The sequence below is a fragment of the Methylobacterium sp. 391_Methyba4 genome, assembly GCF_029691625.1.
Classification (GTDB): Bacteria; Pseudomonadota; Alphaproteobacteria; order Rhizobiales; family Beijerinckiaceae; genus Methylobacterium; species Methylobacterium fujisawaense.
The window spans coordinates 2427549-2451361 of the sequence record NZ_CP121475.1 but is presented as its reverse complement, the minus strand read 5'-3'; the positions used below and the strand labels follow the sequence as shown (position 1 = coordinate 2451361).

The window sequence follows — 23813 nt, the reverse complement described above, 5'->3', positions numbered from 1 at the left end:
CGCGGCGCGCCCGGATGGATCGAGCCCGTCAGAGCTTGCCGTTCAGAGCTTGGCCGAGGCGGGCCGGGTGTCGAAATCCTCGGGCCCCAGATCCAGGAGATCGTTCGGGGTCTCGGTCCGGTCGTAGGCCTGGCTCGCCGCGGCCTCGATCACCGCCTGGTTGCGGGCGAACAGCTCCAGGGGCGCGAGGTCGGCCCCGCCACCGAATTGCTGACGCAGCACGGGGATCGGGACCTCGACCGCGATCACCCGCTGGCCGTTGGTCATGCCGAAGCGGATCAGCGTGTCGTCGGCGGGGAGGATGTGGGCGCCGCCGTCCAGGTATCGTTCGAGGGGCATGAATGGGGTCCTTCGCATGGGGCGCCTGCCGGCGGAGCGCCGGCATTGAGCCATGACTTCGTGCGGGCGTACAAGACGCCGCAGCGCCGTCCGATCCATCCCGGATCGGGTCCGTCTCGAATCGTCGGCGCGGTCGGGAGCGCCCGGGTCGAGACAGGGCTCGGATCGGGTGGCCCCGGCCTGCGGAACTCGGTCTGCCGGACGCGGCGGGACCGGCGCATCCCATGACCAATGGCCACGCCACGCGCCTTCCCTCGCCGCGGCGTGCAGCCTCGAACCCGGACCACGAGTCCCGCCGGGATCGGATCGAGGCGGCGCGCGACCGGCGTGGCGCCCCGGGCTGCGTGATTGCGCCTCAGGATATCCGGACGCGCTCACCGGGACCGGCGCCCCTGAAGCGGGCCCGGGTTCACCGGCAAAGGAAATGCTGTAGACGGACGCGGAACCGACCGAACCCCGCGCATCCCGAGTCGCACCGCAATGTCCGCCCTCCGCCCCGCCCGTCCGGAACCGCGCCCCGGCGTCCTGGCGATCGACACCTACGTGCCCGGCAAGAGCGGGCGGCCCGGCGGCGGCACGGTCTACAAGCTCTCCTCCAACGAGACGCCCCTCGGCGCGAGCCCCGCGGCGCTCGCCGCCCTCCACGCGGCGACCGCCAAGCTCGAGACCTACCCGGACGGGCGCGCCACGGCGCTGCGCACCGCCATCGCCAGGCGCTACGGGCTCGATCCTGAGCGGATCGTCTGCGGGGCGGGATCGGACGAGCTGCTCTCGCTGCTGGCCTACGCGTATGCCGGGCCGGGCACCGAGGGCATCTACTCGGAGCACGGCTTCCTCGTGTACCGGATCGCCATCCTGGCCTCGGGGGGCGAGCCGGTGGTGGCGCCCGAGCGCGACCTCACCGTGGACGTCGACGCGATCCTGGCCCGGGTCACGGACCGGACGCGGATCGTCTACGTCACGAACCCCAACAACCCGACCGGCACCTACCTGCCCTTCGACGAGATCCGCCGCCTCCACGCCGGCCTGCCGCCGCACGTGCTGCTGGTGATCGACGGCGCCTATGCCGAATACGTCCGGGCGAACGACTACTCGGCCGGGCTCGAACTCGCGCTCGAAGCCGAGAACGTGGTGATGACCCGCACCTTCTCGAAGATCCACGGGCTGGCCGCCGTGCGGATCGGCTGGATGGTCGCGCCGTCGCACGTGGCGGACGCGGTCAACCGGATCCGGGGGCCGTTCAACGTCTCGGGGCCGGCGATCGCCGCGGGCTCGGCCGCCATCGCCGACGAGGCGCACATGGCCGCCGCCGCCGCCCACAACGCCGAGTGGCTGCCGAAGCTCACCGAGGGCGCCCGGGCGCTCGGCCTCACGGTCACGCCGAGCGTCGCGAACTTCCTGCTGATCCACTTCCCCGACGCGCCCGGCCGCTCGGCGGCGGATGCCGACGCGTTCCTGACCGAGCGCGGCCTCATCACCCGCCGGGTCACCGCCTACGGCCTGCCCAACGCCCTGCGGGTGACGGTGGCCGGCGCCGAGGCGAACACGGCCTTCCTGGCGGCGCTCGGCGACTTCGTGCGTGGCGCCCAGGGGAGCACCCATGCCTGAGGCGCTCAAGGCCGAGAGGCCCGCCGTCGACCGTCTCGCCATCGTCGGCCTCGGGCTGATCGGATCCTCGATCGCCCGGGCGGCGCGCCGCTACGGGCTCGCCCGCACCATCGTGGCCGTCGACCGGGACGAGGCCGTGCGCGACCGGGTGCGCGAACTCGGCATCGCCGACGCGGTCACGGGCGACCCGGCGGAGGGCGCGGCCGACACCGACCTCGTGATCCTGTGCGTGCCGGTGGGCGCCATCGGCGCCGCGGCGGCCGAGATGATGCCGCATCTGAAAGCCGGCGCGATCGTGTCGGATGTCGGCTCGGTGAAGGGCGCCGTGGTGGCGGCGATCCGGCCGCACCTGCCCGAGGGCGTCGCCCTGGTCCCCGGCCACCCGATCGCCGGAACCGAGTTCTCGGGGCCGGATGCGGGCTTCGCGACCCTGTTCCAGGGCCGCTGGTGCATCCTGACCCCGCCCGAGGGCACCGATCCGGCGGCGGTCGAGACCGTCCGCGCCCTGTGGGCGGGGATGGGCGCCAATGTCGAGACGATGAGCGCCGAGCACCACGACCACGTGCTGGCGATCACCAGCCACCTGCCGCACCTGATCGCCTACAACATCGTCGGCACCGCCGCGGACCTCGAATCGGCGACGCAGTCCGAGGTGATCAAGTTCTCGGCCAGCGGATTCCGCGACTTCACCCGCATCGCCGCCTCCGACCCGACCATGTGGCGGGACATCTTCCTCAACAACCGCGAGGCGGTGCTGGAGATGCTCGGACGGTTCAACGAGGACCTGTCGGCGCTCGCCAAGGCGGTGCGCTGGGGTGACGGCGACGCGCTCCACGCGATGTTCACCCGCACCCGGGCGATCCGGCGCAGCATCGTGGCGCAGGGCCAGGAGACCGCAGCCCCGGATTTCGGCCGGCCGCGGCCACCGGAGGAATAGCGGACCGCGCCGGGCCGCCCGCTCAGGCCGGCGGGCGGTTGACCAGAACCGGCTGCGCCGCCGTCCGCTCCGGGAACAGGCTGCGCAGCGCCTCCAGCTTCGGCGCATCGTAGGCGGCGATGTACGGGTGGCCGGGATGCAGGGCCATGAAGTCCTGGTGGTAACCCTCGGCCGGGTAGAACGCGGCCGCCGGCTCGATCCGGGTGGCGACCGGCCGCGCATAGGCCTTGGCCGCGTCGAGCTGGGCGATGTAGGCCTTCGCCACCCGCGCCTGCTCGGCATCCTGCGGGAACAGGGCCGAGCGGTACTGGTGCCCGGTATCGGGCCCCTGGCGATCCACCTGGGTCGGGTCGAGGGCCACCGAGAAGAAGATCCGCAGGAGCTCGTCGTAGCGGATCGCGGCCGGGTCGTAGGTGACCGAGACCGCCTCCGCATGGCCGGTCCCGCCGCCGCTCACCGTCCGGTAATCGGCCTCCGCACGGGTGCCGCCGGCATAGCCCGACACCGCATTGCTCACGCCGCGCAGGTGCTGGAACACCCCCTGCACGCCCCAGAAGCAGCCGCCGGCGAACACCGCGACGCGCGGCCCCGGCGGCTCGGCGGAGCGGGTCGCGGCCTCCGGCAGGCGCCGGGGCGCTTCCTCGGCGAAGGCCGGAAGCCGGGGGAGCAGGACGGCCCCTGCGAGTCCGAGCCCGAGGGCGGCCCCGAGGAGCGTGCGGATTCGATCGCGATGTGCCATTCTATCCTCCTGCCGGAAACCAACAGGGTGTTCGCCCCGTGGCCCGAACCGGTTACGCGGGCGGGACGCCGCATTGCAGCCGCGCCCGCATGGGTCTACGCACCCGCAACAGATCGACCCCAGCGACCGCAGGACCCGTCCCGTGACCATCGCCCCCGAGCCCAACTCCTTCCGCACCGGTCCCGACGAGCGCGGCCGCTTCGGCATCTTCGGCGGCCGTTTCGTCGCCGAGACGCTGATGCCGCTGATCCTGGAGCTGGAAGCCGCCTACGAGGCCGCCAAGGTCGATCCGGCCTTCGCGGCCGACATGGCGAGCTACGGCACCCACTATATCGGCCGGCCGAGCCCGCTCTACTATGCCGAGCGGCTGACCGAGCACCTGCGCGCCAAGGCTCCGGCCGGGCAGGGGGCCAAGGTCTATTTCAAGCGTGAGGAGCTGAACCATACCGGCTCCCACAAGGTGAACAACGTGCTGGGCCAGATCCTGCTGGCCCGGCGCATGGGCAAGCCGCGGATCATCGCCGAGACCGGCGCGGGCCAGCACGGCGTCGCCACCGCGACGCTCTGCGCGCGCTTCGGCCTCAAGTGCGTCGTCTACATGGGCGCGGTCGACGTCGCCCGGCAGGCGCCCAACGTCTTCCGCATGAAGATGCTCGGTGCCGAGGTGATCCCGGTGGAATCCGGCACCCGGACCCTCAAGGATGCCATGAACGAGGCCCTGCGCGACTGGGTCACCAACGTCGCCGACACGTTCTACTGCATCGGGACCGTCGCCGGGCCGCACCCCTATCCGGCCATGGTGCGCGACTTCCAGTCGGTGATCGGGCGTGAGACCCGGGAGCAGATGATCGCCCAGGAGGGCCGCCTCCCGGATTCGCTGGTCGCCTGCATCGGCGGCGGCTCCAACGCCATGGGCCTGTTCCACCCGTTCCTGGACGACCGCGAGGTCGAGATCTTCGGGGTCGAGGCGGCCGGCCACGGGGTTCATTCCGGCCTGCACGCGGCCTCGCTCACCGGCGGCAAGCCGGGCGTGCTGCACGGCAACCGCACCTACCTGCTGATGGATGCGGACGGACAGATCGCCGACGCGCACTCGATCTCGGCCGGGCTGGACTATCCCGGCATCGGGCCCGAGCACGCGTGGCTGCACGAGACGGGTCGCGTCACCTACATCTCGGCGACGGACACCGAAGCCCTCGAGGCGTTCAAGCTCTGCTCGATGCTGGAGGGCATCATCCCGGCCCTTGAGCCGGCCCACGCCCTGTCCAAGGTTCTGGAACTGGCGCCGCAGCGCCCGGCCGAACACCTGATGGTGATCAATCTCTGCGGTCGCGGCGACAAGGACATCCCGCAGGTGGCGGAGATCTTCGGGACGACGCTCTGAGGGCCGGCGTCTCCGGGACGCACCCCTCTTCCCGGACGCCCGGAACGCCGTGGACCGCGATCCGGGATCCGGCAGACGAAGCGCGGCGGAACGGGCCTGCGCGTTTCGGGCGGACGCTTCGCGACGTCCGGCGCGGGATCCCGGGCCGCCATCCGCTGGCGTCGCACGCGCCCGGGACAGGGGCGAGCCCGGACGACACCACGTGACACCGGGCCGGCCGCGGCCGCCTCACCGCACCGTCACCTGATCCTTGATCTTCTCGTAGACCGACCGGCTGAGCACCCGCTTCGACAGCAGCTGCTCCACCGCGGTGTAGGGCCGCTTGGCGACGATCGCCCGGCCGATGGCGCCGCCGCCGCGCAGGCGGTTGAGATCCGCCACGGAGGCCGTGTTGAGATCGACCACGGCCAGGGCCCGGGGCCCGGCGCTGTCCTCCGCCCGCTCGACCTCGGCCTGACCGGCCGCGTCCTCGCCCTGCGGTTGAGGCGCCGCCTGCGGGGCCGGAGGGTCGGCGGGAACCGCCATCGCGTCGGACGGCATCTGTAACGGCGCGGCGGGCGCCGGGGCCTTGCCGGGCTGCGCAGGCGCGGGCTGCGAAGGCGCGGGCTCGACCGCCGCGGACGGGGCGGGAGCCGGCGCGGGCGGCGGGGCCGTCGAGGGTTCGGGAACCGCCGGTGCCGAGGGCGCAGGCGGGGATACCGGTCCGGGCGCCGGGCCCGGCAACAGGACCTGCACCACCGCCGCGAGTATGCCGGCAATGATGAGGAGGACCGAAATTCTGAGGATTGCAGGACCGCTGAGCACGCACCACTCGACGAGGATTAAAACTATATGCATCTACAGTTAATGCTGTCTTTGCGCGTCGTCCAATCCACGTCCGAAATCCGGTGAGCAATCCCCAGGGGATGAGCGCGCGGACGAGGCTCGGCGCACGCCTAGGCGAGCGGCTCGGGGAGCGCCTGGGCGCCCTGCGCTACCTGCCGACCCTGTTCCGGGAGATCGCCGCCGCCAGCCCGCGCCTGCTCGCGGCGAGCCTGTCGCTGCGCCTCGTGGCGGCCTGCCTGCCGGTCCTGATGCTGTATCTCGCCAAGCTGATCCTCGACGGGATCGTGGCCGAGCATGCCCGGCCGGCGCCAGGGGCGGGGCTGGCGGACTGGCTGGCCGATCCCGGCCGGGCCCGGCTCGCCGGGCTGGTGGCGGCCGAATTCGGCCTCGCCCTGGTCTCGGACCTCACCGGCCGTCTCGCGAACCTCACCGAGACCCTGATCGGCGACCTCTACGCCAACGCCGCCTCCCTGCGGCTGATGGCGCACGCCGCCGCCCTCGATCTCGCGCAGTTCGAGGACAGCGCCCAGCAGGACCGGCTGGAGCGGGCGCGCCGGCAGGTCAGCGGCCGCACCGGGCTCATCGGGACGGTGTTCGGCCAGTTGCAGGGGCTCCTGACCCTCGCGACCCTGGCGATCGGCGTCGCGGCCTTCACGCCCTGGCTCGTGGTGCTGATCGCCGCCGCCCTGGTCCCGGCGGTCCTCAACGAGTGGCATTTCACCAAGGCCGGCTACCGCCTCGCCTGGATCCGCAGCCCGGAGCGCCGCCGGATCGACTACCTGCGCTACCTCGGCGCCAGCGTCGAGACCGCCAAGGAGATCAAGCTCTTCGGCCTCTCGGACTACCTGACCGGCCTCTACGGGACGGCGGCGCGCCGACTGCTCGCCGAGAACCGCAGCCTCGCCGTCGCCCGGGCCGGCTGGGGCTTCGCCTTCGCGAGCCTCGGGACGCTCGCCTACTACGCCGCCTACGCGGTGATCGTCTGGCGGACGGTGGCGGGCACCTTCTCGGTGGGCGATCTCGCCTTCCTGGCCGGCGCCTTCCAGCGCCTGCGCGGCGGCCTGGAGGGACTGCTCCTCGGGCTGACCCAGATCACCGGCCAGGCGCAGTACCTCGACGACTTCTACTCCTTCTTCGCGATCCGCCCGCAGATCCGCTCGCCCGCGCAGGCCGTGCCGGTGCCGCGCCCGATCCGGGAGGGGCTGGTCTTCGAGGATGTCGGCTACCGCTATCCGGGCACGCAGGCCTGGGCGCTGCGCCACCTCTCCTTCGCGATCCGCGCCGGGGAGACGGTGGCGCTGGTCGGCGGCAACGGCGCCGGCAAGACCACGATCGTCAAGCTGATGACCCGGCTCTACGACCCGCACGAGGGCCGGGTGCTCCTCGACGGGGTGCCGCTCACCGCGTACGACCTCGACGAGCTGCGGGCGCGGATCGGGGCGATCTTCCAGGACTTCGTCCGCTTCGACCTCACGGCGGGCGAGAACGTCGCGGTCGGCCGGATCGAGGCCGCCGGGGATGCGGAGCGCATCGCGGCCGCGGCGGCCCGGGGGCTGGCGGCGCCGGTGATCGAGCGCCTGCCCGAGGGCTACGCCCAGCCCCTGGGCAAGCGCTTCGCCGGCGGCCTCGACCTCTCCGGGGGCGAGTGGCAGAAGGTCGCGCTGTCCCGGGCCTACATGCGCGAGGCCGAGATCCTGATCCTGGACGAGCCGACCGCGGCCCTCGACGCGAGGGCCGAGCACGACGTCTTCGCGCGGTTCCGGGAATTGTCGGCCGGGCGGACGGCGGTGCTGATCTCGCACCGCTTCTCCACCGTGCGCATGGCCGACCGCATCCTCGTCCTGGAGGGCGGCCGGGTCCTGGAGGAGGGCGGCCACGCCGCCCTGATGGAGCGGCGCGGCCGCTACGCCGAGCTGTTCACCCTGCAGGCTGAGGGCTACCGGTAGGGGAGCCGGAAGCGGGGGCGAGGCCCTCGGGACGCCCCCGCGGCCCGGCCCAAGCATTGCCCGATTCCCTGAGCCTGCTATCTGCGGCGGACCGAATCGAGGTTGTCCATGCGCCTGCGCCTCTTCCGACTGCTGACGGCCGGCCTTCTCGTCTGCGCCGGGAACGCCCAGGCGGCCCCGCCCGCCGGGCCCGAACCGGCGGCCAAGCCCGAGGCGGCGACCCCGTCGCCCGAGATCGTCCTGGCCAACCATCGGGCGGTCTACGACCTGTCGCTGGCCGAGGGCGGAGGCACCCGCTCGGTGGAGAGCGCCCGCGGGCGCATCGTCATCGACTTCCGGGGGGATGCCTGCCGGGGCTACACGATGCTGACCCGCCAGGTGACGGAACTGTCCTCCGGCGAGACCGGCACGCGCCTGTCGGACATGCGCAGCACCACCTTCGAGGGCGGGCAGGGGCGCGAGTTCCGGTTCAAGACGACGACGCTGACCAACAACAAGGCCGCCGCCCCGGTGGACGGGACCGCCTCCGAGCAGGGCGACGCCCTCACGGTGAAACTGAAGGGCGGCCCGAAGCCGTTCACCGTGGAGGGGCCGGTCCTGTTCCCGAGCGAGCACATGCGCCGCCTGATCGCGGCGGCGCGGGCCGGCCAGTCGACCCTCTCGGTCAAGGTCTACGACGGCTCGGACGACGGCAAGAAGATCTACGACACCTTCGCGGTGATCGGCCACACGGAGACCGGCCCGGCTTCGGCCGCGGGCTCCGACCGGGACAAGCCGCTGCGCGACGGTTCGCTCGCCGGCATGCCGCACTGGCCGGTCCGCCTGAGCTACTACACCGAGGGCGCCGGGGAGCGCACGCCGATCTACACCCTCGGCTTCGACCTGTACGAGAACGGCGTCAGCGGCGCGCTCAAGCTCGATTACGGCGATTTCGCCATCCTGGGCGACATGACCGCCCTCGACATCGACGCCAAGGCGGGGCGGAGCGACAAGGACGCGGGGAAGGGCTGCACGCCCTGAGCGCCGTTGGGCAGAGGCCGCGCACCGTTCCGACCATGCTCCCGGGCTCCCGGGCCCGCCGATCCGATCGGGGGGCGGGTCGCGCGTTGGGTCGCGGCCCCCCTGTGCGCGGGCTCGCCGATCCCCACGTCGTCCGCCTGCCATCCACCGCGTGAGAGACCAGCACCCGGGCCCCGTCCCTCATGGGGCTCATGGAGCTCATGGGGCTGGGCCAGGGGCAGGCCGGGCGCGGATCGCCGGCAAGCCCGGGATCCGCGGGCGGGACGCGCGCAGCGGTCCGCGTCGCGCCGGAGGCCTCACGCCCATTCGTCATCCGGCCGCGGCGACAGCCGCTGCCACGCCGCGGCGATCCGCTCCGGCTTGACGCCGAGACCGTTCGCGCAGGCGACGAGGACGTTCTCGTCGCCCATCACGTGGTCGAGGACGCCCACCAGGAAAGCCGGCTCCCGGGCGCTTTCGCGCAGCGTGTCGGGGCTCAATCCGCTCGCCGCCAGGAAGGGCAGGAGCCGGTCCTCGTCCCCCGCGATCCACAACAGAACGTCCAGGGCGAGCCGTTCGGCGGACTCATCCCCTTGAAGAGGTTTGCCATTCATCAACATGTGAACGCTACAAAGGTGACGGAGGGGCTTCACCGCCCACTAATCATGATCGGCGCGCACCGGGACATCGGATCATGAAGAAGACGGTGCTGATCGTCGAGGACAACGAGTTGAACATGAAGCTGTTCAACGACCTGCTGGAGGCGAACGGCTACGCGACCCTGAAGACCGCCCACGGCATCGAGGCGATCGAACTGGCCCGCGCCCATCATCCCGACCTGATCCTCATGGACATCCAGCTCCCCGAGGTCTCCGGGCTCGAGGTGACGAAATGGCTCAAGGAGGATGACGACCTCAAGGGCATTCCGGTCATCGCCATCACGGCCTTCGCCATGAAGGGCGACGAGGAGCGGATCCGCGAGGGCGGCTGCGAGGCCTACCTGTCGAAGCCGATCTCGGTTGCGAAGTTTTTGGCAACGGTTCGGGCCTATCTTGAGCCGTGACCACGCCGGCGAGGCGCGCCGTTGAACCGGTCACCCGATCCGTCCGGGTCGGGTGACCGGTTCAACCGTCCGTCCTGTCGTATCCGCCCAGGCCCCTGCGGCTGACCGGCGGCGCGCGCCACGGCACACGGTGCCCGGTCCGGGCCGCTCCACCGCGCCCCTACGAGGAAGCATGTCGGCCCGTGTCCTGATCGTCGATGATCTGTTCCCGAACGTCAGGCTTCTGGAGACGAAGCTCGGCCTGGAATATTTCGACACGCTCGCGGCCATGAATGGCCGGGACGCGATCGCGATCTGCGAGAAGGGCCTCTGCGACCTCGTCCTGCTCGACGTGATGATGCCCGGCATGGACGGGTTCGAGGTCTGCCGGCACCTCAAGAACAACCCGCTCACGGCCCATATCCCGGTGGTGATGGTCACGGCCCTCGACCAGCCCGCGGACCGCCTGCGCGGCCTCGACGCCGGGGCCGACGACTTCCTGACCAAGCCCGTGGACGACACCGCCCTGTTCAGCCGGGTGCGCAGCCTCGTGCGCCTCAAGGCGGTGACCGACGAGCTGCGCCAGCGCGCGCTCGCCTCGCGCGAATTCGGGATCGGCGATCCCCTGGCGCTGGCCACCGCCGAGACCGGCCTCGATGCCCGGATCCTGCTCATCGAGGACCGCCCCGGATCGGCCGAGCGCCTCGCCGGGGCCCTGCGCCAGCACCACGTCGTCACGGTCGAGCCCGATCCGCAGGCGGCCCTGCACCTCGCCGCCGAGGCGCCCTTCGATCTCGCCCTGGTCAGCCTCGATCTGGCGGGCTTCGACGGCCTGCGCCTGTGCAGCCAGCTCCGGTCGCTGGATCGGACCCGGACGATGCCGCTGATCATGCTGGCGGAGGAGCACGACCGCGCCCGGGTCGTCCGCGGCCTCGATTTCGGCGTGCACGACTTCCTGATGCGCCCGGTCGACCGCAACGAGCTGATGGCCCGGGTCCGCACCCAGGTGAAGCGCAAGCGCTTCACCGAGGCGCTCCGGGGGGCGATGCAGGCCTCGCTCCAGATGGCCGTGATCGACGCGCTCACCGGCCTGCACAACCGGCGCTATCTCGACAACCATCTCGGCACGCTGTTCGGCGACGAGGCCGCCCGCCGGGCCCAGCTCTCCGTGCTCATCCTCGACATCGACCACTTCAAGGGCATCAACGACAGCTTCGGCCACGAGGCCGGCGACGAGGTGCTGCGCGGCTTCGCCGAGCGGGTCCGCCAGCACACCCGGCCCATCGACATCGTGGCGCGCTACGGCGGCGAGGAGGTGGTGGTGATCCTGCCGGAGGCGGGGCTCGGCGAGGCCCAGGGCATCGCCGAGCGCATCCGCGAGCGGGTCGAGGCGGTGCCGTTCTCGGTGCTGGGGGCTACCCGGACGGTGCCCGTGACCGTCTCGATCGGAGTCGCCGTGCGCCGCGGCGAGGATCTCTGCGCCGCCGACATGCTCCGGCGCGCCGACCTCGCCCTCTACCGGGCCAAGGCGGCCGGACGGAACCGGGTCGAGTCGCAGGCAGCCTGACACTCCGGCCGCGGCCTGTCCGGGCCGCCGGCCGAGGGCCCGGACCGCCGGCCGGCGGCCCGGTCCGGCAACAGGCCGGTTGACACCACTCCCGCCATCGCCAACACCTCGCGCCCGCCGCCCCCGCGCGGCGGACCCCGGGAAGATCTGTGATACGATGGCGGTGACGCGCACCTACCTCGACTTCGAGAAGCCGGTGGCCGAGCTGGAGGCCAAGCTCGAGGAACTGCGCGCCGTGAGCGCGCGCGACGGCGCGGTCTCCATCGCCGAGGAGGTCGGCCGGCTCGAGGCCAAGGCCGGCCAGGCGCTGGCGGAGATCTACGCGAACCTCACCCCCTGGCAGAAGACCCAGGTGGCGCGCCACCCGCAGCGGCCGCACTTCGTGGACTATTGCGACGGGCTGATCACCGAGTTCACCCCGCTGGCCGGCGACCGGAACTTCGGCGAGGACGAGGCGATCCTGGGCGGGTTCGGGCGGTTCCGCGGACGGCCGGTCCTGGTGCTCGGCCAGGAGAAGGGCGCCACCACCGAGGCGCGGCTGCGCCACAATTTCGGGATGGCCCGCCCCGAGGGCTACCGCAAGGCGGTCCGGCTCATGGAGACCGCCGACCGGTTCGGCCTGCCGGTCCTCGCCTTCGTCGACACCGCCGGCGCCTATCCGGGCATCGAGGCGGAGGAGCGCGGCCAGGCCGAGGCCATCGCCCGCTCCACCGAGGCCTGCCTCGCGCTGGGCGTGCCCAACGTCGCCGTGGTGATCGGGGAGGGCGGCTCGGGCGGCGCCATCGCGCTCGCCACCGCCAACCGGGTCCTCATGCTGGAGCACGCGATCTACGGGGTGATCTCGCCGGAGGGCGCCGCCTCGATCCTGTGGCGCGACCAGGGCCGCGCCGCCGACGCCGCCACCGCCATGAAGATCACCGCCCAGGACCTGCTGCGCCTCGGCGTCATCGACGGGATCATCCCGGAGGCCACCGGCGGGGCGCATCGCGACCGCGAGGCGGCGATCCGGGCCGCGGGCGACGCCGTCGCCGACGCCCTCGCCCAGTTCGACGGCCTGACGGCCGTCGAGATCCGCGACCGGCGCGCGGAGAAGTTCCTGGCGATCGGCCGGACCCTGTGAGCGAGCCCGGGGCGTCGGGGGGGCTGTTCGGCGCGCTCGGCCGGCTGCTGGGGCGGCGCGACGCGCGGGAGCCGGACCGGCACAACCATATCTCCCTCGGCTGCAACTGCCAGATGGCGCACGTCCTCAAGACGCTCGACCTGCGCCAATGGTCGGGGCCCCTCGACTGGATCTTCTCCATGCCCGGCATGGCCCGGGACTGCCTCGCCGACGATTTCTCCGCGCTCGTCGACCGGAGCCAGCTGGAGAGCATCCCGGAATTCGAGCGGCGCGGCCCCGGCATCTGGCGGGGGCGCCACCGCCTCTACCGGGAGCGGCACGGCCTCGAATGCGTGTTCAACCACCACGACCCGGCGACGAGCGAGGCGGATTACGCCTTCCTCGCCGAGGGCGTGCGGCGGCTGCGCCGGGCCCTCGACACGCCGGGCACCGACAACCGCCTCTGGATGATGACCCATCTCCACACGCCCCGGGACGTGGTCGAGGCGATCGACGACCTGCTCGGGCAGCGCGCCAGCCGCAACCACCTGACCTTCCTGCAGCTGGAGACCGGGCATCCGCGCATGGCGGTCGCCGAGGCGGTCGACCTGCGGACATCCCTGCGCTGGCTCACCGTGCACACGCCCTCGGAGCCCGTCGGCCTGCGGCTGGCCGACCCGGCCGACGACGCGGCCTTGGTGGAGATCATCCGGGCCGAGGCGGCGCGGCGGCCGGCGCTGTTCGGCTGAGCGGGCGCCAAGCCCGAACTGCGTGGCGCGCGACAGGGCGACGATCGCGCCGACGCGGACGGGCGCGAGGCAATTGCCTCACGGGTGAGCGCCGAAGGCGACCCCGCGCATCCGCTCCGCCAGGAAATCCACCAGCACGCGCACCCGGGCCGGCATGGCGGGGCCGCCCACGAACACCGCGTGGATCGCCTCGCGGTCCTGCGGGTTGAACGGCTCCAGCAGCGGCACCAGCCGGCCGGCGGCGAGATCCTCGGCGATGTGGAAGTTGCCGACCCGGGTGATGCCGGTGCCCTGCAGGGCGAGCTGGACCAGGGTCTCGCCGTTGTTGGCGGCGACGTTGCCGCCCACCGGCAGGACGCTGTCGTGCCCGTCGATGCGGAACGGCCATCCGGGCTCGGAGCGGCGGAAGCTGAAATCCAGGCAGTTGTGGCCGGCGAGGTCGGCGGGCCGCCGCGGCGTGCCGGCCCGGGCGAGGTAGGCCGGCGAGGCCACCACCGTCCGGCCGGTCTCCCCGAGCCGCCGGGCGGTGAGCGGGCTGTCGGCGAGCGGGCCGAACCGGATCGCCACGTCGGCCCGGCCGCCGAGCACGTCGGCGAGTTCGTCGCTGAGGTCGATCTCCACCGTGATGCCGGGATGGCGCTCGACGAAGGCGGCGAGCAGCGGCACGATCACGAGCCGGCCATGGGCGGTGGCGGCGCTGACCCGGACCCGCCCGCGCGGGCAGCCCCGGTCGGCGAGCGCGGCTTCGGTCTCGTCGAGATCCGCCAGGATGCGGCGCGCGGCGCGCCCGTAGGTCTCGCCCTCGGCGGTGAGCCGGAGGGTCCGGGTCGTCCGCACGAGGAGCTGCGCGCCGAGCCGCGCCTCGGTCCGGGCGACGATCCGGCTGACCGCGGAGGGCGTCAGCCCGAGCCGGCGCGCCGCCCCCGACAGGCTGCCGGCCTCCGCCACCGCCACGAACACCGCCATCTCGCCCGCCCGGTCGACCTTGTCGCGCAGCATCATGCCCGTCCCGCGATGCCCGAAGCCGATCCCGGGCGCTCCGACCCGAGGCCCTCATCCTGGGGTGCCGGAGCGCCCCTCCGACGCCCGCCGGCGCGGGCACCTCACGATGAGGGCGTGTTCGGGAGAGCCGCGCAGGATGCCCCCGTCGCCGAGCCGTCGGCAAGCCCACATTCGTGCCGTCGGCGCACAGATCCTGGTCCCGAGCGGGTACTACTGCCCTGGAGACGAATCCGCCACCTGCCTCCCCGGAACGAACGGAGATGCGGACCCCATGGCGCTCAACCCACCCCTGCTGGCCCTCGCGGTCGGCGCCTTCGGCATCGGCGTGACCGAGTTCACCCCCATGGGCATGCTGCCCCTGATCGCCGCCGACCTGAACGTATCGATCCCGGCGGCGGGCCTCGTCGTCAGCGCCTACGCGCTGGGCGTAGTGATCGGCGCGCCGCTCGTGACCCTCGCCACCGCGCGCCTGCCCCGGCGGCGCCTGCTGGTCGGGCTGATGGCGATCTTCACCCTCGGCAACCTGATGGCGGCCCTCGCCGACAGCTACGCCATGCTGGTCGCCGGCCGGCTCGTCACTGCGCTGAACCACGGGGCCTTCTTCGGCGTCGGCGCGGTGGTGGCCGCCGGCCTCGTGCCGCCGGAGCGCCGCGCCGCCGCGGTGGCGGCCATGTTCTCGGGCCTCGCCATCGCGACGATCGGCGGCGTGCCGCTCGCCGCCTGGACCGGGGCGATGCTCGGCTGGCGCGCGGCCTTCTGGGGGATCGCCGCGATCGGCGCCGTCGCCATGCTGGCGCTGCGGCTCGCCCTGCCGGAGCTGAAGGCCGAACCGGGCGCCGACCTGTGGTCCGAGCTGCGCGTCCTCGGCCGCGGCCCCGTCCTGGCGGCCCTGGCGCTGACCATGGTGGGGTTCAGCGCGATGTTCACGGTGTTCACCTACATCGCGCCGATCCTGCGGACCGAGACCGGCGCGACGGCGCCGTTCGTCACCGCGATGCTGGTCCTGTTCGGGCTCGGCCTGACCGTGGGCAACTGGCTCGGCGGCCGGCTCGCGGACCGCTCGGTGGACGGCACGATCATCGGCGCGCTGGCGGCGCAGCTCGTCGTCCTCGTGCTGTTCGCCTGGGGCATGCACGGGGCGGCCGCCGCGGCGTTGCTGATCGTCCTCTGGGGTGTCGCGAGCTTCGCCAGCGTGGCCCCGCTCCAGATGCGGGTGATGGCGCAGGCGGCGGACGCGCCCAGCCTCGCCTCGGCCATGAATATCGGCGCCTTCAACCTCGGCAACGCGGTCGGGGCTGCCGTCGGCGGCGCCACGATCGATGCCGGGCTCGGCTACCCGGCGGTGTCCCTGGCCGGCGCCGCCCTGGCGCTGGCCGGCCTCGTCCTCGTGCTCTGGCTGGGTCGCCCCGCCGCGGTCCCGGCCGCCTGTGGATAGGGCCTGCGCCGCAGGCTCTCCACACCGGATAACAATCCAGTGTTGCACCCGCGTCCTTGCGGTAAGGAAGGCGCAAGCTTAACGAGCCTATTGGGTTGGGGAGTGGCACCCGACGCGGCCAGCAAGGCCCGCGGGCGCGCGTAAGACGATCGAGGTTCCCCATGACGGCGCGTCTCGCGACCGCGCGACTGCTGGCGGCAGCGTCCCTGCTGGCCCTGTCGCTCGCCGCCTGCCAGGACGGCTCCGGGATCAACGGCCCGAGCGCGCGCAGCCTCGCGCCGGTCGCCCCCCAGACGGTCGCCCTGATGCAATCCAAGGGGATGCAGCAATCCGACCCGATCCTGATCCGCACCTTCAAGAAGGAAGCGGAGATGGAGATCTGGAAGCGGGGCGGCGACGGCCGTTACGCCCTGCTGAAGACCTACCCGATCTGCCGCTGGTCCGGCCAGCTCGGCCCCAAGACCCGCGAGGGCGACCGGCAGGCGCCGGAGGGCTTCTATACGATCACCCCGGGCCTGATGAACCCGAATTCCTCGTACTATCTCTCGTTCGATACCGGCTTCCCCAATGCCGTCGACCGGGCCAACGGGCGCACCGGCAAGTACCTGATGGTGCACGGCACCTGCTCGTCGGCGGGCTGCTTCGCCATGACCGACGCCACCATCGCGGAGATCTACGCCGTCGCCCGCGAGGCGTTCATCGGCGGCCAGCGCAGCTTCCAGTTCCAGTCCTATCCGTTCCGGATGACGGCCGAGAACATGGCCAAGTTCCGCAACGACCCGAACATCGCCTTCTGGCAGAACCTCAAGGAAGGGTCCGACTATTTCGAGGCCCTGCACGAGGAGCCGAAGGTCGGCCAGTGCGGGACCAAATACGTGTTCGGCGGGGCCGACGCGGCGGCCGGCTCGTGCAAGCCCCATGTCGACCCGCTGGTGGCGGAGAAGAGCGCGCACGACGCCCGCGCGGTCGCCGACCTCGTCGCCAAGGGCACGCCGGCGGTGCGGGTCGTCTACCAGGACGGCGGCCAGAACCCGGTCTTCCGCCCGCAGAACACGAGCGCCTTCGCGAGCCTCGGCGGGACCGAGACGGTCCTGCCTTACGACGCCAAGGAATACGGACGGCACAATCTCGGCGACGTGAGCCGGCCCGAGACCCTGGCGGCGGGCCCGCAGGAGATCGAGGTCACGCCGAAGGGCCAGCCGGTGATGCTGGCCGGCGCCGAGCCGGCGGCCCCCGCCCGGGCCGCGAAGGCCGACGGCAAGGGGCGCGGGCGGGAGCCCGCGAAGCCGGCGGTCACGACGCTCATGGCGAACCGCGCCGATCCCAACGCGCAGGTCGAGACCACGGCGGCGCTGCCCGAGAAGCCCGCGCGGATCGCGGTCGCCGACGCGGACGGCGACCCAAGCAGCTACCAGAAGCTGTTCGGCCAGCTCTTCGCCAAGGACAAGCCGGCCCCGGCGGCACCCCCGACCCCGGCGGTCGACGCCGCGGTGGTGCCGGAGCCGGTGAAGCTCGCCCACGCCGCCGAGAAGGTCGCGCCGAAGGCCGCCAAGGCCCACGCGGTGAAGACCGCCAAGGTCGAGGGCAAGATCGACGGCAAGGCCGAGGCGAAGGCGGAGGGCAAGGTCGAGGCGAAGCCCGCCCTCCAGAAGGGCGAGCCCGAGGGCCGGAAGCCCTGACGGCTCAGACCAGCGGCCGGTCGCGGTTCATCAGCCACAGGGCGTGGACCGTGCCGGGCAGCCAGCCGAGGATCCACAGCAGGATGTTCAGCAGGAACTGCAGGCCGAAGCCCGTGGTGACGAGAACCGCGATCGGCGGAAAGAAGATCGCGAGCAGGATGCGGACGAGGCTGGACACGGACACTCCCGGACGAGGTTCCTGAGGGATCCTCGCTCAAACGACGGGCGCGCCTCTCCGTTCCCGGGACTGTTCGCGCCGCTCCGGTGCCCCGTATCGGAGCCCGGAGCGGCGGCCTGAGGCGTGGCGCCTCAGTTCTTCGCCGGCGGCGGCGTTGTCGCGGACGGCACGTTGGCCGCCTGCTTCTCCGGATGCTTCACCTGGCTGTAGGCGACGTTGGCGAAGGTGCCGATCACCGCGGGCCAGCTCGGGTTGCCGTATTGCGGGTCGTCGCGGCCGACTTTGCAGAACGCCGTGGTCAGGCCGTTGACGATGTCGTCGTCCGTGGCCCCCGTGGGCTCCGCCTTCACCTGCTGCACCAGCCGGACGAGCGTCGGGACGAAGTCCTGCTGCTTCAACCCCTTCAGGCTCTCTTGGATGCCGATCTTGTCGAAGGCGGCCTTGAGCTTGTCCTGCTCGATCTCCGCGCAGGGGGCGGTGCCGGCCAGCATGGTCTTGGTGGCGGCGCGCGCCTCGGAGGCCTTGTCGCCGGTCACCACCGGCGCCTTGTTGCCCCAGGAGTTGCGGATGTAGTCGGTGACGTTCCTCACCTCGACGTCGGTCATCTGCTGGCCGATCGCCACCATCGGGGCGAGGCCGCTCTGGGCCGCGAGCCCGCCATAGATCACCCGCAGCACCGTCTCGGGCCCTTCGGACTGGACCGAGGTGTTGCCGGCGAGCGCCGGCACCGCGCCCTCGATGCCCTTGCCGTCGGGCTGGTGGCAGGAGGAGCAGTAGGTCAGGTAGGTCGAGGCGCCCGGCGCGTCGGCGGTGTCGAAGGCGGCGAGATCCTTCGGCTTGTAGGTCTGCTTGGCCGGGACCGTGCGCAGGTAGGCGACCATCGCCTTCAGATCCTCCTCCTTCACCTTGGAGAGGGATTCCATGATGGTCTGGCGCATCGGCCCGGCGGCGACGCCCGGCCGGTTGCCCGGGGCGGTGCCGGTCTTGAGATAGGTCACCACCTGCTCGTCGGTCCAGGCGCCGATGCCCTGATGCCCGTCGGGCGTGATGTTGGGGGCGTACCAGCCGTCGATCACGCCGCCGCCGAAGCGCCCGGCGAAGCTCGAATTGCCGACGAGCTTGTTCTCGTTGTGGCACATGGCGCAGTGGCCGAGCCCCTCCACGAGATAGCCGCCGCGATTCACCTCGGCGCTGGCGTTCGGGTCGGGCTTGAAGCGCTCCTCGGTGAAGAAGGCGGTGCGCCACGTCACCAGCGCCGTGCGGACGCTGAACGGGAACGGGATCTGGCTCTCCTGCCGCTTCTCGCTCACCGGCGGGAGCGATTGCAGGTAGGCCCAGATCGCCTTCGTGTCCTCGTCGGTGACCTTGGTGTACCAAGCGAAGGGGAAGGCCGGGTACAGGTAGCCGACATGCTTGCTGTAGCCCTGCCGGAACGATTTCTCGAAGTCGGCATAGGTGTAGTCGCCGAGCCCGGTCTCCTTGTCGGGGGTGAGGTTGGGGGTCATGATCACGCCGAAGGGCATGTTCAGGGCATAGTTGCCGGCGAGGTACTTGCCGCCCGGCGCCGTGTGGCAGGCCGCGCAATCGCCCATGGTCACGAGGTACTTGCCCCGCTCGATCTGGTCGGCCGACCCGTCCTGCGCCAGCGCCGGCGCGGCCAGGAACAGGCTCGCCAGGATCGGGGCCGACACGCGGCCGGAGGAGAGGGCTCTCGTGCGCTGCATGCCGCGTCTCCCATCCCGAACTTAGAGTAATTCAGATTCGTGTGCCGCGCGTGAACGCGGCCGTTCGCGGCGTTGTTCCGGCCGGCGCCGGGCTGCGGCGTTGTGCCGTGGCCGTCCGGAACCGCAGGCCGAGATCGGCGAGATGGGCGACGAGCCCGGCGAGCATCCAGGCGGCGACCGCGATCCAGCCGGCGCCCACCAGCGCCGCCCGCAGGGCCAGCATCAGGGCGGCCCCGGAGGCGAGGTTCGCCAGAAGGGACGGCAGCGGCGGGCCGCCCCGGCGGCGGACGAGCCACGCGAGGACGAGCGCCTCCCCGGCGACCAGCAGGAGGATGCCGTCGACGATCCGGCCCGAGGCGAACAGGGGGGCCAGCAGACCCTCCATCACGCCGGCTGCCCGAAGGGCGCGTTGAGGCGCACGATCCGCAGGTTCAGGCAGGCGGCGACGCTGACCCAGGCGAGGTAGGGCAGGTTCATCAGCCCGGCGCCGAGGCTGACCCGGCCGGTGACCAGCATCAGCACGGCGATGGACAGCCACAGGGCCGCCACCTCGGCCAGCGCCCAGTCGGGCCGCCGGAACCGGAAGAACAGCACGCTCCAGGCGATGTTGAGAACCCCGTTCACCGCGTAGGCGGCCAGGAGGACACCCCGCGCGGCGGGATCGGCGTCGCCGTTCCAGGCGAGCACACCGGCGGTGGTGGTGAGCGCGAAGATCACCGTCCAGACCGGGCCGAAGGCCCAGTCCGGCGGCTTCCAGGCCGGGACCCGCAGGCGCCGGTACCAGCCGTCCGTGGTGGTCGCGAGGCCGCCGGCCACGGCCACCAGCACGGCGGCGGCGGCGGCCACCGTCGGCGGCCCCAGGTCGACGGCGAGGCTCACGGGGAGACCCAGCGGAACAGGTGGGCGAGATCCTTGAAGAAGATCCGCGCGTGGGCGGCGGGCTTCGCCCGGACCAGCTCCTTGTTCATGTAGCTGTCCCAGGTGAGCTGCTGGACGTCCTTGTCCCGGCAGATCGAGACGAAGCGCTCGCGCAGCCCGTCGCTGCGGTACCAGACCCACTGCATCATCCCGAGGATCCAGAACACGCGCCCGTGCAGCTTCATGAAGGCCTTGCGCGCCCCGGCCAGGGCGCGCGCGTCCCCGGTCCGCAGGAAGGCGGCGGCGGCCTCGGCCGAGAGCCGGCCGCCGAGCATCGCGTAGTAGATGCCCTCGCCTGAGGCCGGCGCCACGACGCCCGCGGCGTCGCCCGCGAGCAGCACGTCCCGGCCGTTGTCCCAGCGCTTCAGGGGCTTCAGCGGCAGCGGCGCGCCCTCGCGGCGGACGGTCTCGGCGTGGTCGAGGCCGGTCGCCGCGCGCAGGGCCCGGATCGAGGAGCGGAGCGAGAAGCCCTTCCTGGCGCTGCCGGTGCCGATGCTGAGCGTATCCCCATGGGGGAAGATCCAGCTGTAGAAATCCGGCGAGTGGCGGCCCTGGTAGTAGACGTCGCAGCGGGTCGCCTCGACGGCCTCGGCCCCGGGGGTGCCGGCCTCCGGCACCCGCAGGATCTCGTGATAGGCGAAGACCTGCCGCATCTTGGCGTGGCCCGGCACCTCCGCCCGGCCGACCGGCGAGCAGGCGCCGTCGGCGCCGATGACGAGGCGGGCCCGGACGGCGTGGCGGGCGAGATCCGCGCCGGTCCCGGTAGTGAAGTGGACGAGCGGCACCCCGTCGTCGGGCCGGGTGATCCGGTCGTAGGCGGCGTCGCGCAGGTCGGCGCCGGCCTCTTCCGCGCGGGCGCGCAGCCACGGGTCGAAATGCTCGCGGTCGACCATGCCGACGAAGCCCTCGCCCACCGGCATGTCGACGGCCTTGCCGCTCGGCGCCACCATCCGGGCGGACCGGATCTTGGCGACGAGGAGCGCATCGGGGATCGCGAAATCGCGGATCAGCCGCGGCGGGATCGCGCCGCCGCAGGGCTTGATCCGGCCGGGCTTGTCGAGGAGCAGAACCGCGTGGCCGGCCCGGGCCAGGTCGGTGGCCGCCGTGGCCCCGGCCGGCCCGCCGCCGACCACGACGACGTCGTAGGATTCGCGACCGGAGCCGCCTTCGTCCAACCGAGCCATGGCCTCACCTCGCGCTGAAGGCAGGATCGAGCGGCACCGAATCGGGTGCCGGAGCGGATTCGAGCCGGGCCGCCAGGACGACCGCGACGAGGAAGAGCACGCCTTCCGCGGCGAAGACCGCCGCGTAGGCCTGGACCGGTTCGGCGGTGACGAGCCGGACGGCATCCACCGCCGCCGCCCCCAGGAATCCGCCGGCCCCGAAGGCGACGCCCTGCGCGGCGCCCCAGACGCCCATGCGGGTGCCGCGCTCCCGTGCGTCGCCGCGGCCGGCCAGCGCCATCATCGAGCCGATGGCGGCCACCGCGTAGGCACCGTTGGCGACGCCCAGGGCGAACACCGTCGCGCGCAGGGGGAAGTCCGAGCCCGCCGCCACACCGCTCGCCAGGGCGAAGAGGGCGGCCGCCGAGCCGGCGCAGCCGATCCCGATCCAGAGCCGCAGGGAGGCGAGGGCGGTGCCGCGGGCGGCGAGGGTCACCCCCGCCACCAGCAGCATGCCGGCGAGCACCCCGCCGTGCTGCAACCCGGCGAGCTTGGTGGTGGCGCCGGGGCTCATCGCGAAGACCAGGCCGGCATAGGGCTCCAGGATCAGTTCCTGGGCGCTGTAGGCCAGCATCGAGACGAAGACGAAGATCGTGAAGGTCCGGGCCACGGGATCGGCCAGCACCTGGGCCAGCACGGTGAAGAACGGCCGGCGCGCCTCCGCGGGCTCCGGGGCGCGGGCCGGCAGGCGGCGCTCGATGCCGGCGACCGCCAGCGCCGCCACGCAGAAGGCGACGAGCGAGACCGTGCCCGACACCGCCACGAGCCGCAGACCGGAGAACGGATCCAGGAAATGCCCGGCGAGCGGCGCCGTGACGGCGAAGCCGACGATCATCATCACCCAGACGATGGTGGCGGCCGCGCCCCGCCGGGCCGGGGCGACGCCCCCCGACAGCAGGACGAGGAGCGAGGTCCCGGCCGCGCCGACGCCCATCCCGACGCACAGGAAGGAGAGGGCCGCGAGGGCGAGGCCCAGGGCGAGGTTCTCGGCGGCGAGCGCGGTGCCGCAGGCGGCGCCGAACCCGCCGAGGCAGAGGGCCACCATGCCGCCGACGATCCAGGGGGTGCGCCGGCCGCTGCGGTCGGACCCGTAGCCCCAGCGCGGGCGCAGGACCTGCACGGCGTAGTGCAGGGCGACCAGCAGGCCCGGCACGATGGCGGGGAGCGCCAGTTCCACCACCATCACCCGGTTGAGGGTGGCGGTCATCAGCACGACGACGCTGCCCAGCGCCGTCTGGACGAGGCCGAGGCGGACGATCTGGGGCCAGCCGAGATACCCGTCGGGCGCGACCGCTCGCCCGCCCGCCTTCGCGGGGGACGGGCGGGCGCCCGGCCGTTCCGTGCGCGAGCCGCCCGCCATCACGCCCCTCCCACCAGCGGGCGCAGCGCGAAGGCCGAGACCAGCATGCCCAGGACGTAGAGGGTGGTGCCGGTGCCGTTGTACCAGATCGCCCGCTCCCGGGGGTTCTCGAGGAACCGGACCATCAGGGCGGCCTGGCCGGCGAGCAGCGCCGCGACGAGGCCGGCATGCCAGTACCGCTCCCAGCCGACGAGGAGCGCGATCACCGCCACCTGCGGCAGGGCCATCACGAGGCAGGCGAAGCGCGCGGCGCGCTGCGAGCCCATCTGCACGGGCAGGGACAGCAGACCCATGCGCCGGTCACCCTCCACCGACTTGAAATCGTTGAGCGTCATGATGCCGTGGGCGCCGGCTGCGTAGAGCAGCGCCACCAGGAGCACCCGCCGGTCCGGCAGGGCCGCGGCCATGACGGCGGCGCCGGTGAACCAGGGCAGCCCCTCGTAGCAGAGCGCCACCGCGGCGTTGCCCCACCAGCCGTTCCGCTTCAGCCGGACCGGCGGCGCCGAGTAGATCCAGGCCAGCACCAGCCCGAACAGGGCGGCCCCGAGGATCCAGGGCCCCAGGGCGGCGGCCACCACCAGCGACAGCAGCGTCCAGCCCAGAGCGAGGTAGAGCCCCCAGCGGCCCGGGATCCGCCCGGAGGGAATCGGCCGGTTCGGCTCGTTGATCGCGTCGACGTGGCGGTCGAACCAGTCGTTGGCGGCCTGGCTGGTGGCGCAGACCAGCGGCCCGGCGAGCAGCACCCCGGCGGCGATCACCGGCCATTGGCCGCTGGCCGGCTGCCCGGAGGAGATCACCCCGCAGGCGAACGCCCACATCGGCGCGAACCACGTCAGCGGCTTGAGCAGCTCGATGACTGCGCTCGGGGCGGGCGTAGCGGCCATGGCGGGAGGCTACCGGGCCCCGCCGAAGTGTCAAGGCAGATTTACACCACGCGGCGGAATGTGCGCGGCGTTTGTCCAGCGAATACAACCCCCACGTCAGGAATACATTATCCGGCACACCGAAAAGTCGCGGGGCGCAGCGCCTCGGCGGCGGCCGGTTTTGCCGCCGCGGACGC

At 72.6% G+C, this 23813-nt stretch carries 23 protein-coding genes; 11 read left to right on the top strand and 12 right to left on the bottom strand.

Translation table 11 applies throughout. The annotated features are described in order from the left end of the window. Positions 1-42: 42 nt before the first annotated feature. Positions 43-339, bottom strand: a complete 297-nt coding sequence (locus tag P9K36_RS11340; RefSeq protein ID WP_043355896.1) for a hypothetical protein — start codon at positions 337-339, stop codon at positions 43-45. A 480-nt stretch (positions 340-819) separates the two neighbouring features. Here P9K36_RS11340 and P9K36_RS11335 point away from each other — a divergent pair, with 480 nt between their 5' ends. After that, entirely contained in the window at positions 820-1947 is a 1128-nt protein-coding gene (locus P9K36_RS11335) for a histidinol-phosphate transaminase (RefSeq protein ID WP_043383046.1), read from the top strand. Beyond that, complete coding sequence (locus P9K36_RS11330) at positions 1940-2884, top strand: prephenate/arogenate dehydrogenase family protein (protein WP_043353972.1); 945 nt, start codon at positions 1940-1942, stop codon at positions 2882-2884. The genes P9K36_RS11335 and P9K36_RS11330 overlap by 8 nt, the downstream gene beginning before the upstream one ends. Positions 2885-2906: 22 nt before the next feature. On the opposite strand, the gene msrA is transcribed toward P9K36_RS11330, so the two are convergent. Next, positions 2907-3623 carry a peptide-methionine (S)-S-oxide reductase MsrA gene (gene msrA / locus P9K36_RS11325; RefSeq protein ID WP_043757081.1) on the bottom strand — a complete coding sequence of 239 codons (717 nt, stop codon included), beginning with the start codon at positions 3621-3623 and terminating at the stop codon, positions 2907-2909. Positions 3624-3765: 142 nt separating this feature from the next. On the opposite strand from msrA, the gene trpB reads away from it, so the two are divergent. Then, positions 3766-5007: a tryptophan synthase subunit beta gene (gene trpB / locus P9K36_RS11320; protein WP_043353967.1), complete on the top strand. Its 1242-nt coding sequence runs from the start codon at positions 3766-3768 to the stop codon at positions 5005-5007. A gap of 228 nt (positions 5008-5235) precedes the next feature. Here trpB and P9K36_RS31030 read toward each other — a convergent pair whose 3' ends face one another. Next, positions 5236-5532: a helix-hairpin-helix domain-containing protein gene (locus tag P9K36_RS31030; RefSeq protein ID WP_244538785.1), complete on the bottom strand. Its 297-nt coding sequence runs from the start codon at positions 5530-5532 to the stop codon at positions 5236-5238. Between the two features lie 380 nt (positions 5533-5912). Between P9K36_RS31030 and P9K36_RS11310 the strand changes: the two genes are divergently transcribed. Further along, positions 5913-7778: an ABC transporter ATP-binding protein gene (locus P9K36_RS11310; protein WP_043383052.1), complete on the top strand. Its 1866-nt coding sequence runs from the start codon at positions 5913-5915 to the stop codon at positions 7776-7778. 108 nt (positions 7779-7886) lie between these two features. After that, positions 7887-8798: a cell envelope integrity EipB family protein gene (locus P9K36_RS11305; protein ID WP_043353960.1), complete on the top strand. Its 912-nt coding sequence runs from the start codon at positions 7887-7889 to the stop codon at positions 8796-8798. A 296-nt stretch (positions 8799-9094) separates the two neighbouring features. Here P9K36_RS11305 and P9K36_RS11300 read toward each other — a convergent pair whose 3' ends face one another. Further along, positions 9095-9391, bottom strand: coding sequence for a DUF3572 domain-containing protein (locus P9K36_RS11300; protein ID WP_043353976.1), 297 nt, complete (start codon positions 9389-9391; stop codon positions 9095-9097). 80 nt (positions 9392-9471) lie between these two features. Between P9K36_RS11300 and P9K36_RS11295 the strand changes: the two genes are divergently transcribed. The 4 genes from P9K36_RS11295 to P9K36_RS11280 all read left to right on the top strand — a co-directional run bounded on the left by P9K36_RS11295 (position 9472) and on the right by P9K36_RS11280 (position 13234). Beyond that, complete coding sequence (locus tag P9K36_RS11295; RefSeq protein WP_043353956.1) at positions 9472-9840, top strand: response regulator; 369 nt, start codon at positions 9472-9474, stop codon at positions 9838-9840. 172 nt (positions 9841-10012) lie between these two features. Then, positions 10013-11386 (top strand): PleD family two-component system response regulator, encoded by a 1374-nt coding sequence (locus P9K36_RS11290; RefSeq protein ID WP_043383055.1) that lies wholly within the window; start codon positions 10013-10015, stop codon positions 11384-11386. Between the two features lie 157 nt (positions 11387-11543). Next, positions 11544-12506 carry an acetyl-CoA carboxylase carboxyltransferase subunit alpha gene (locus P9K36_RS11285; RefSeq protein WP_043757075.1) on the top strand — a complete coding sequence of 321 codons (963 nt, stop codon included), beginning with the start codon at positions 11544-11546 and terminating at the stop codon, positions 12504-12506. After that, a complete protein-coding gene (locus tag P9K36_RS11280) occupies positions 12503-13234 on the top strand; it encodes a DUF1796 family putative cysteine peptidase (protein WP_043757072.1) in 732 nt (243 codons plus the stop codon). The genes P9K36_RS11285 and P9K36_RS11280 overlap by 4 nt, the downstream gene beginning before the upstream one ends. 78 nt (positions 13235-13312) lie before the next feature. Here P9K36_RS11280 and P9K36_RS11275 read toward each other — a convergent pair whose 3' ends face one another. After that, positions 13313-14233, bottom strand: coding sequence for a LysR family transcriptional regulator (locus P9K36_RS11275; RefSeq protein ID WP_043761120.1), 921 nt, complete (start codon positions 14231-14233; stop codon positions 13313-13315). A 274-nt stretch (positions 14234-14507) separates the two neighbouring features. Here P9K36_RS11275 and P9K36_RS11270 point away from each other — a divergent pair, with 274 nt between their 5' ends. Next, on the top strand, positions 14508-15671 hold the full coding sequence (locus tag P9K36_RS11270; protein ID WP_043757069.1) for an MFS transporter: 1164 nt from the start codon (positions 14508-14510) through the stop codon (positions 15669-15671). 161 nt (positions 15672-15832) lie between these two features. Then, entirely contained in the window at positions 15833-17350 is a 1518-nt protein-coding gene (locus P9K36_RS11265; RefSeq protein WP_278307098.1) for a murein L,D-transpeptidase family protein, read from the top strand. 4 nt (positions 17351-17354) lie between these two features. On the opposite strand, the gene P9K36_RS11260 is transcribed toward P9K36_RS11265, so the two are convergent. From P9K36_RS11260 to chlG, 7 genes are all read right to left on the bottom strand, one after another. After that, positions 17355-17528 (bottom strand): YqaE/Pmp3 family membrane protein, encoded by a 174-nt coding sequence (locus P9K36_RS11260; protein WP_012318839.1) that lies wholly within the window; start codon positions 17526-17528, stop codon positions 17355-17357. A 131-nt stretch (positions 17529-17659) separates the two neighbouring features. After that, positions 17660-19252, bottom strand: a complete 1593-nt coding sequence (locus P9K36_RS11255) for a c-type cytochrome (protein WP_278307097.1) — start codon at positions 19250-19252, stop codon at positions 17660-17662. A 31-nt stretch (positions 19253-19283) separates the two neighbouring features. Then, a complete protein-coding gene (locus P9K36_RS11250) occupies positions 19284-19637 on the bottom strand; it encodes a hypothetical protein (RefSeq protein WP_043353938.1) in 354 nt (117 codons plus the stop codon). Then, positions 19637-20131: a TspO/MBR family protein gene (locus tag P9K36_RS11245; protein ID WP_043757065.1), complete on the bottom strand. Its 495-nt coding sequence runs from the start codon at positions 20129-20131 to the stop codon at positions 19637-19639. Before P9K36_RS11245 ends, P9K36_RS11250 begins: the two co-directional genes overlap by 1 nt. Then, on the bottom strand, positions 20128-21354 hold the full coding sequence (locus P9K36_RS11240) for a geranylgeranyl diphosphate reductase (RefSeq protein WP_043353930.1): 1227 nt from the start codon (positions 21352-21354) through the stop codon (positions 20128-20130). The genes P9K36_RS11245 and P9K36_RS11240 overlap by 4 nt, the downstream gene beginning before the upstream one ends. A 4-nt stretch (positions 21355-21358) precedes the next feature. Continuing rightward, a complete protein-coding gene (locus P9K36_RS11235; protein ID WP_236961433.1) occupies positions 21359-22753 on the bottom strand; it encodes a BCD family MFS transporter in 1395 nt (464 codons plus the stop codon). Then, a complete protein-coding gene (gene chlG, locus P9K36_RS11230) occupies positions 22753-23637 on the bottom strand; it encodes a chlorophyll synthase ChlG (RefSeq protein ID WP_043353924.1) in 885 nt (294 codons plus the stop codon). Before chlG ends, P9K36_RS11235 begins: the two co-directional genes overlap by 1 nt. Between the last annotated feature and the right edge of the window lie 176 nt (positions 23638-23813).

Bases quoted from the DNA above. Each gene is read 5' to 3' on its own strand.
- P9K36_RS11340 (WP_043355896.1), bottom strand. From the start codon at position 339: ATGCCCCTCGAACGATACCTGGACGGCGGCGCCCACATCCTCCCCGCC.
- P9K36_RS11335 (WP_043383046.1), top strand. From the start codon at position 820: ATGTCCGCCCTCCGCCCCGCCCGTCCGGAACCGCGCCCCGGCGTCCTG.
- P9K36_RS11330 (WP_043353972.1), top strand. From the start codon at position 1,940: ATGCCTGAGGCGCTCAAGGCCGAGAGGCCCGCCGTCGACCGTCTCGCC.
- msrA (WP_043757081.1), bottom strand. From the start codon at position 3,623: ATGGCACATCGCGATCGAATCCGCACGCTCCTCGGGGCCGCCCTCGGG.
- P9K36_RS31030 (WP_244538785.1), bottom strand. From the start codon at position 5,532: ATGGCGGTTCCCGCCGACCCTCCGGCCCCGCAGGCGGCGCCTCAACCG.
- P9K36_RS11310 (WP_043383052.1), top strand. From the start codon at position 5,913: ATGAGCGCGCGGACGAGGCTCGGCGCACGCCTAGGCGAGCGGCTCGGG.
- P9K36_RS11305 (WP_043353960.1), top strand. From the start codon at position 7,887: ATGCGCCTGCGCCTCTTCCGACTGCTGACGGCCGGCCTTCTCGTCTGC.
- P9K36_RS11300 (WP_043353976.1), bottom strand. From the start codon at position 9,391: ATGAATGGCAAACCTCTTCAAGGGGATGAGTCCGCCGAACGGCTCGCC.
- P9K36_RS11295 (WP_043353956.1), top strand. From the start codon at position 9,472: ATGAAGAAGACGGTGCTGATCGTCGAGGACAACGAGTTGAACATGAAG.
- P9K36_RS11290 (WP_043383055.1), top strand. From the start codon at position 10,013: ATGTCGGCCCGTGTCCTGATCGTCGATGATCTGTTCCCGAACGTCAGG.
- P9K36_RS11285 (WP_043757075.1), top strand. From the start codon at position 11,544: ATGGCGGTGACGCGCACCTACCTCGACTTCGAGAAGCCGGTGGCCGAG.
- P9K36_RS11275 (WP_043761120.1), bottom strand. From the start codon at position 14,233: ATGCTGCGCGACAAGGTCGACCGGGCGGGCGAGATGGCGGTGTTCGTG.
- P9K36_RS11270 (WP_043757069.1), top strand. From the start codon at position 14,508: ATGGCGCTCAACCCACCCCTGCTGGCCCTCGCGGTCGGCGCCTTCGGC.
- P9K36_RS11265 (WP_278307098.1), top strand. From the start codon at position 15,833: ATGACGGCGCGTCTCGCGACCGCGCGACTGCTGGCGGCAGCGTCCCTG.
- P9K36_RS11255 (WP_278307097.1), bottom strand. From the start codon at position 19,252: ATGCAGCGCACGAGAGCCCTCTCCTCCGGCCGCGTGTCGGCCCCGATC.
- P9K36_RS11250 (WP_043353938.1), bottom strand. From the start codon at position 19,637: ATGGAGGGTCTGCTGGCCCCCCTGTTCGCCTCGGGCCGGATCGTCGAC.
- P9K36_RS11240 (WP_043353930.1), bottom strand. From the start codon at position 21,354: ATGGCTCGGTTGGACGAAGGCGGCTCCGGTCGCGAATCCTACGACGTC.
- P9K36_RS11235 (WP_236961433.1), bottom strand. From the start codon at position 22,753: ATGGCGGGCGGCTCGCGCACGGAACGGCCGGGCGCCCGCCCGTCCCCC.
- chlG (WP_043353924.1), bottom strand. From the start codon at position 23,637: ATGGCCGCTACGCCCGCCCCGAGCGCAGTCATCGAGCTGCTCAAGCCG.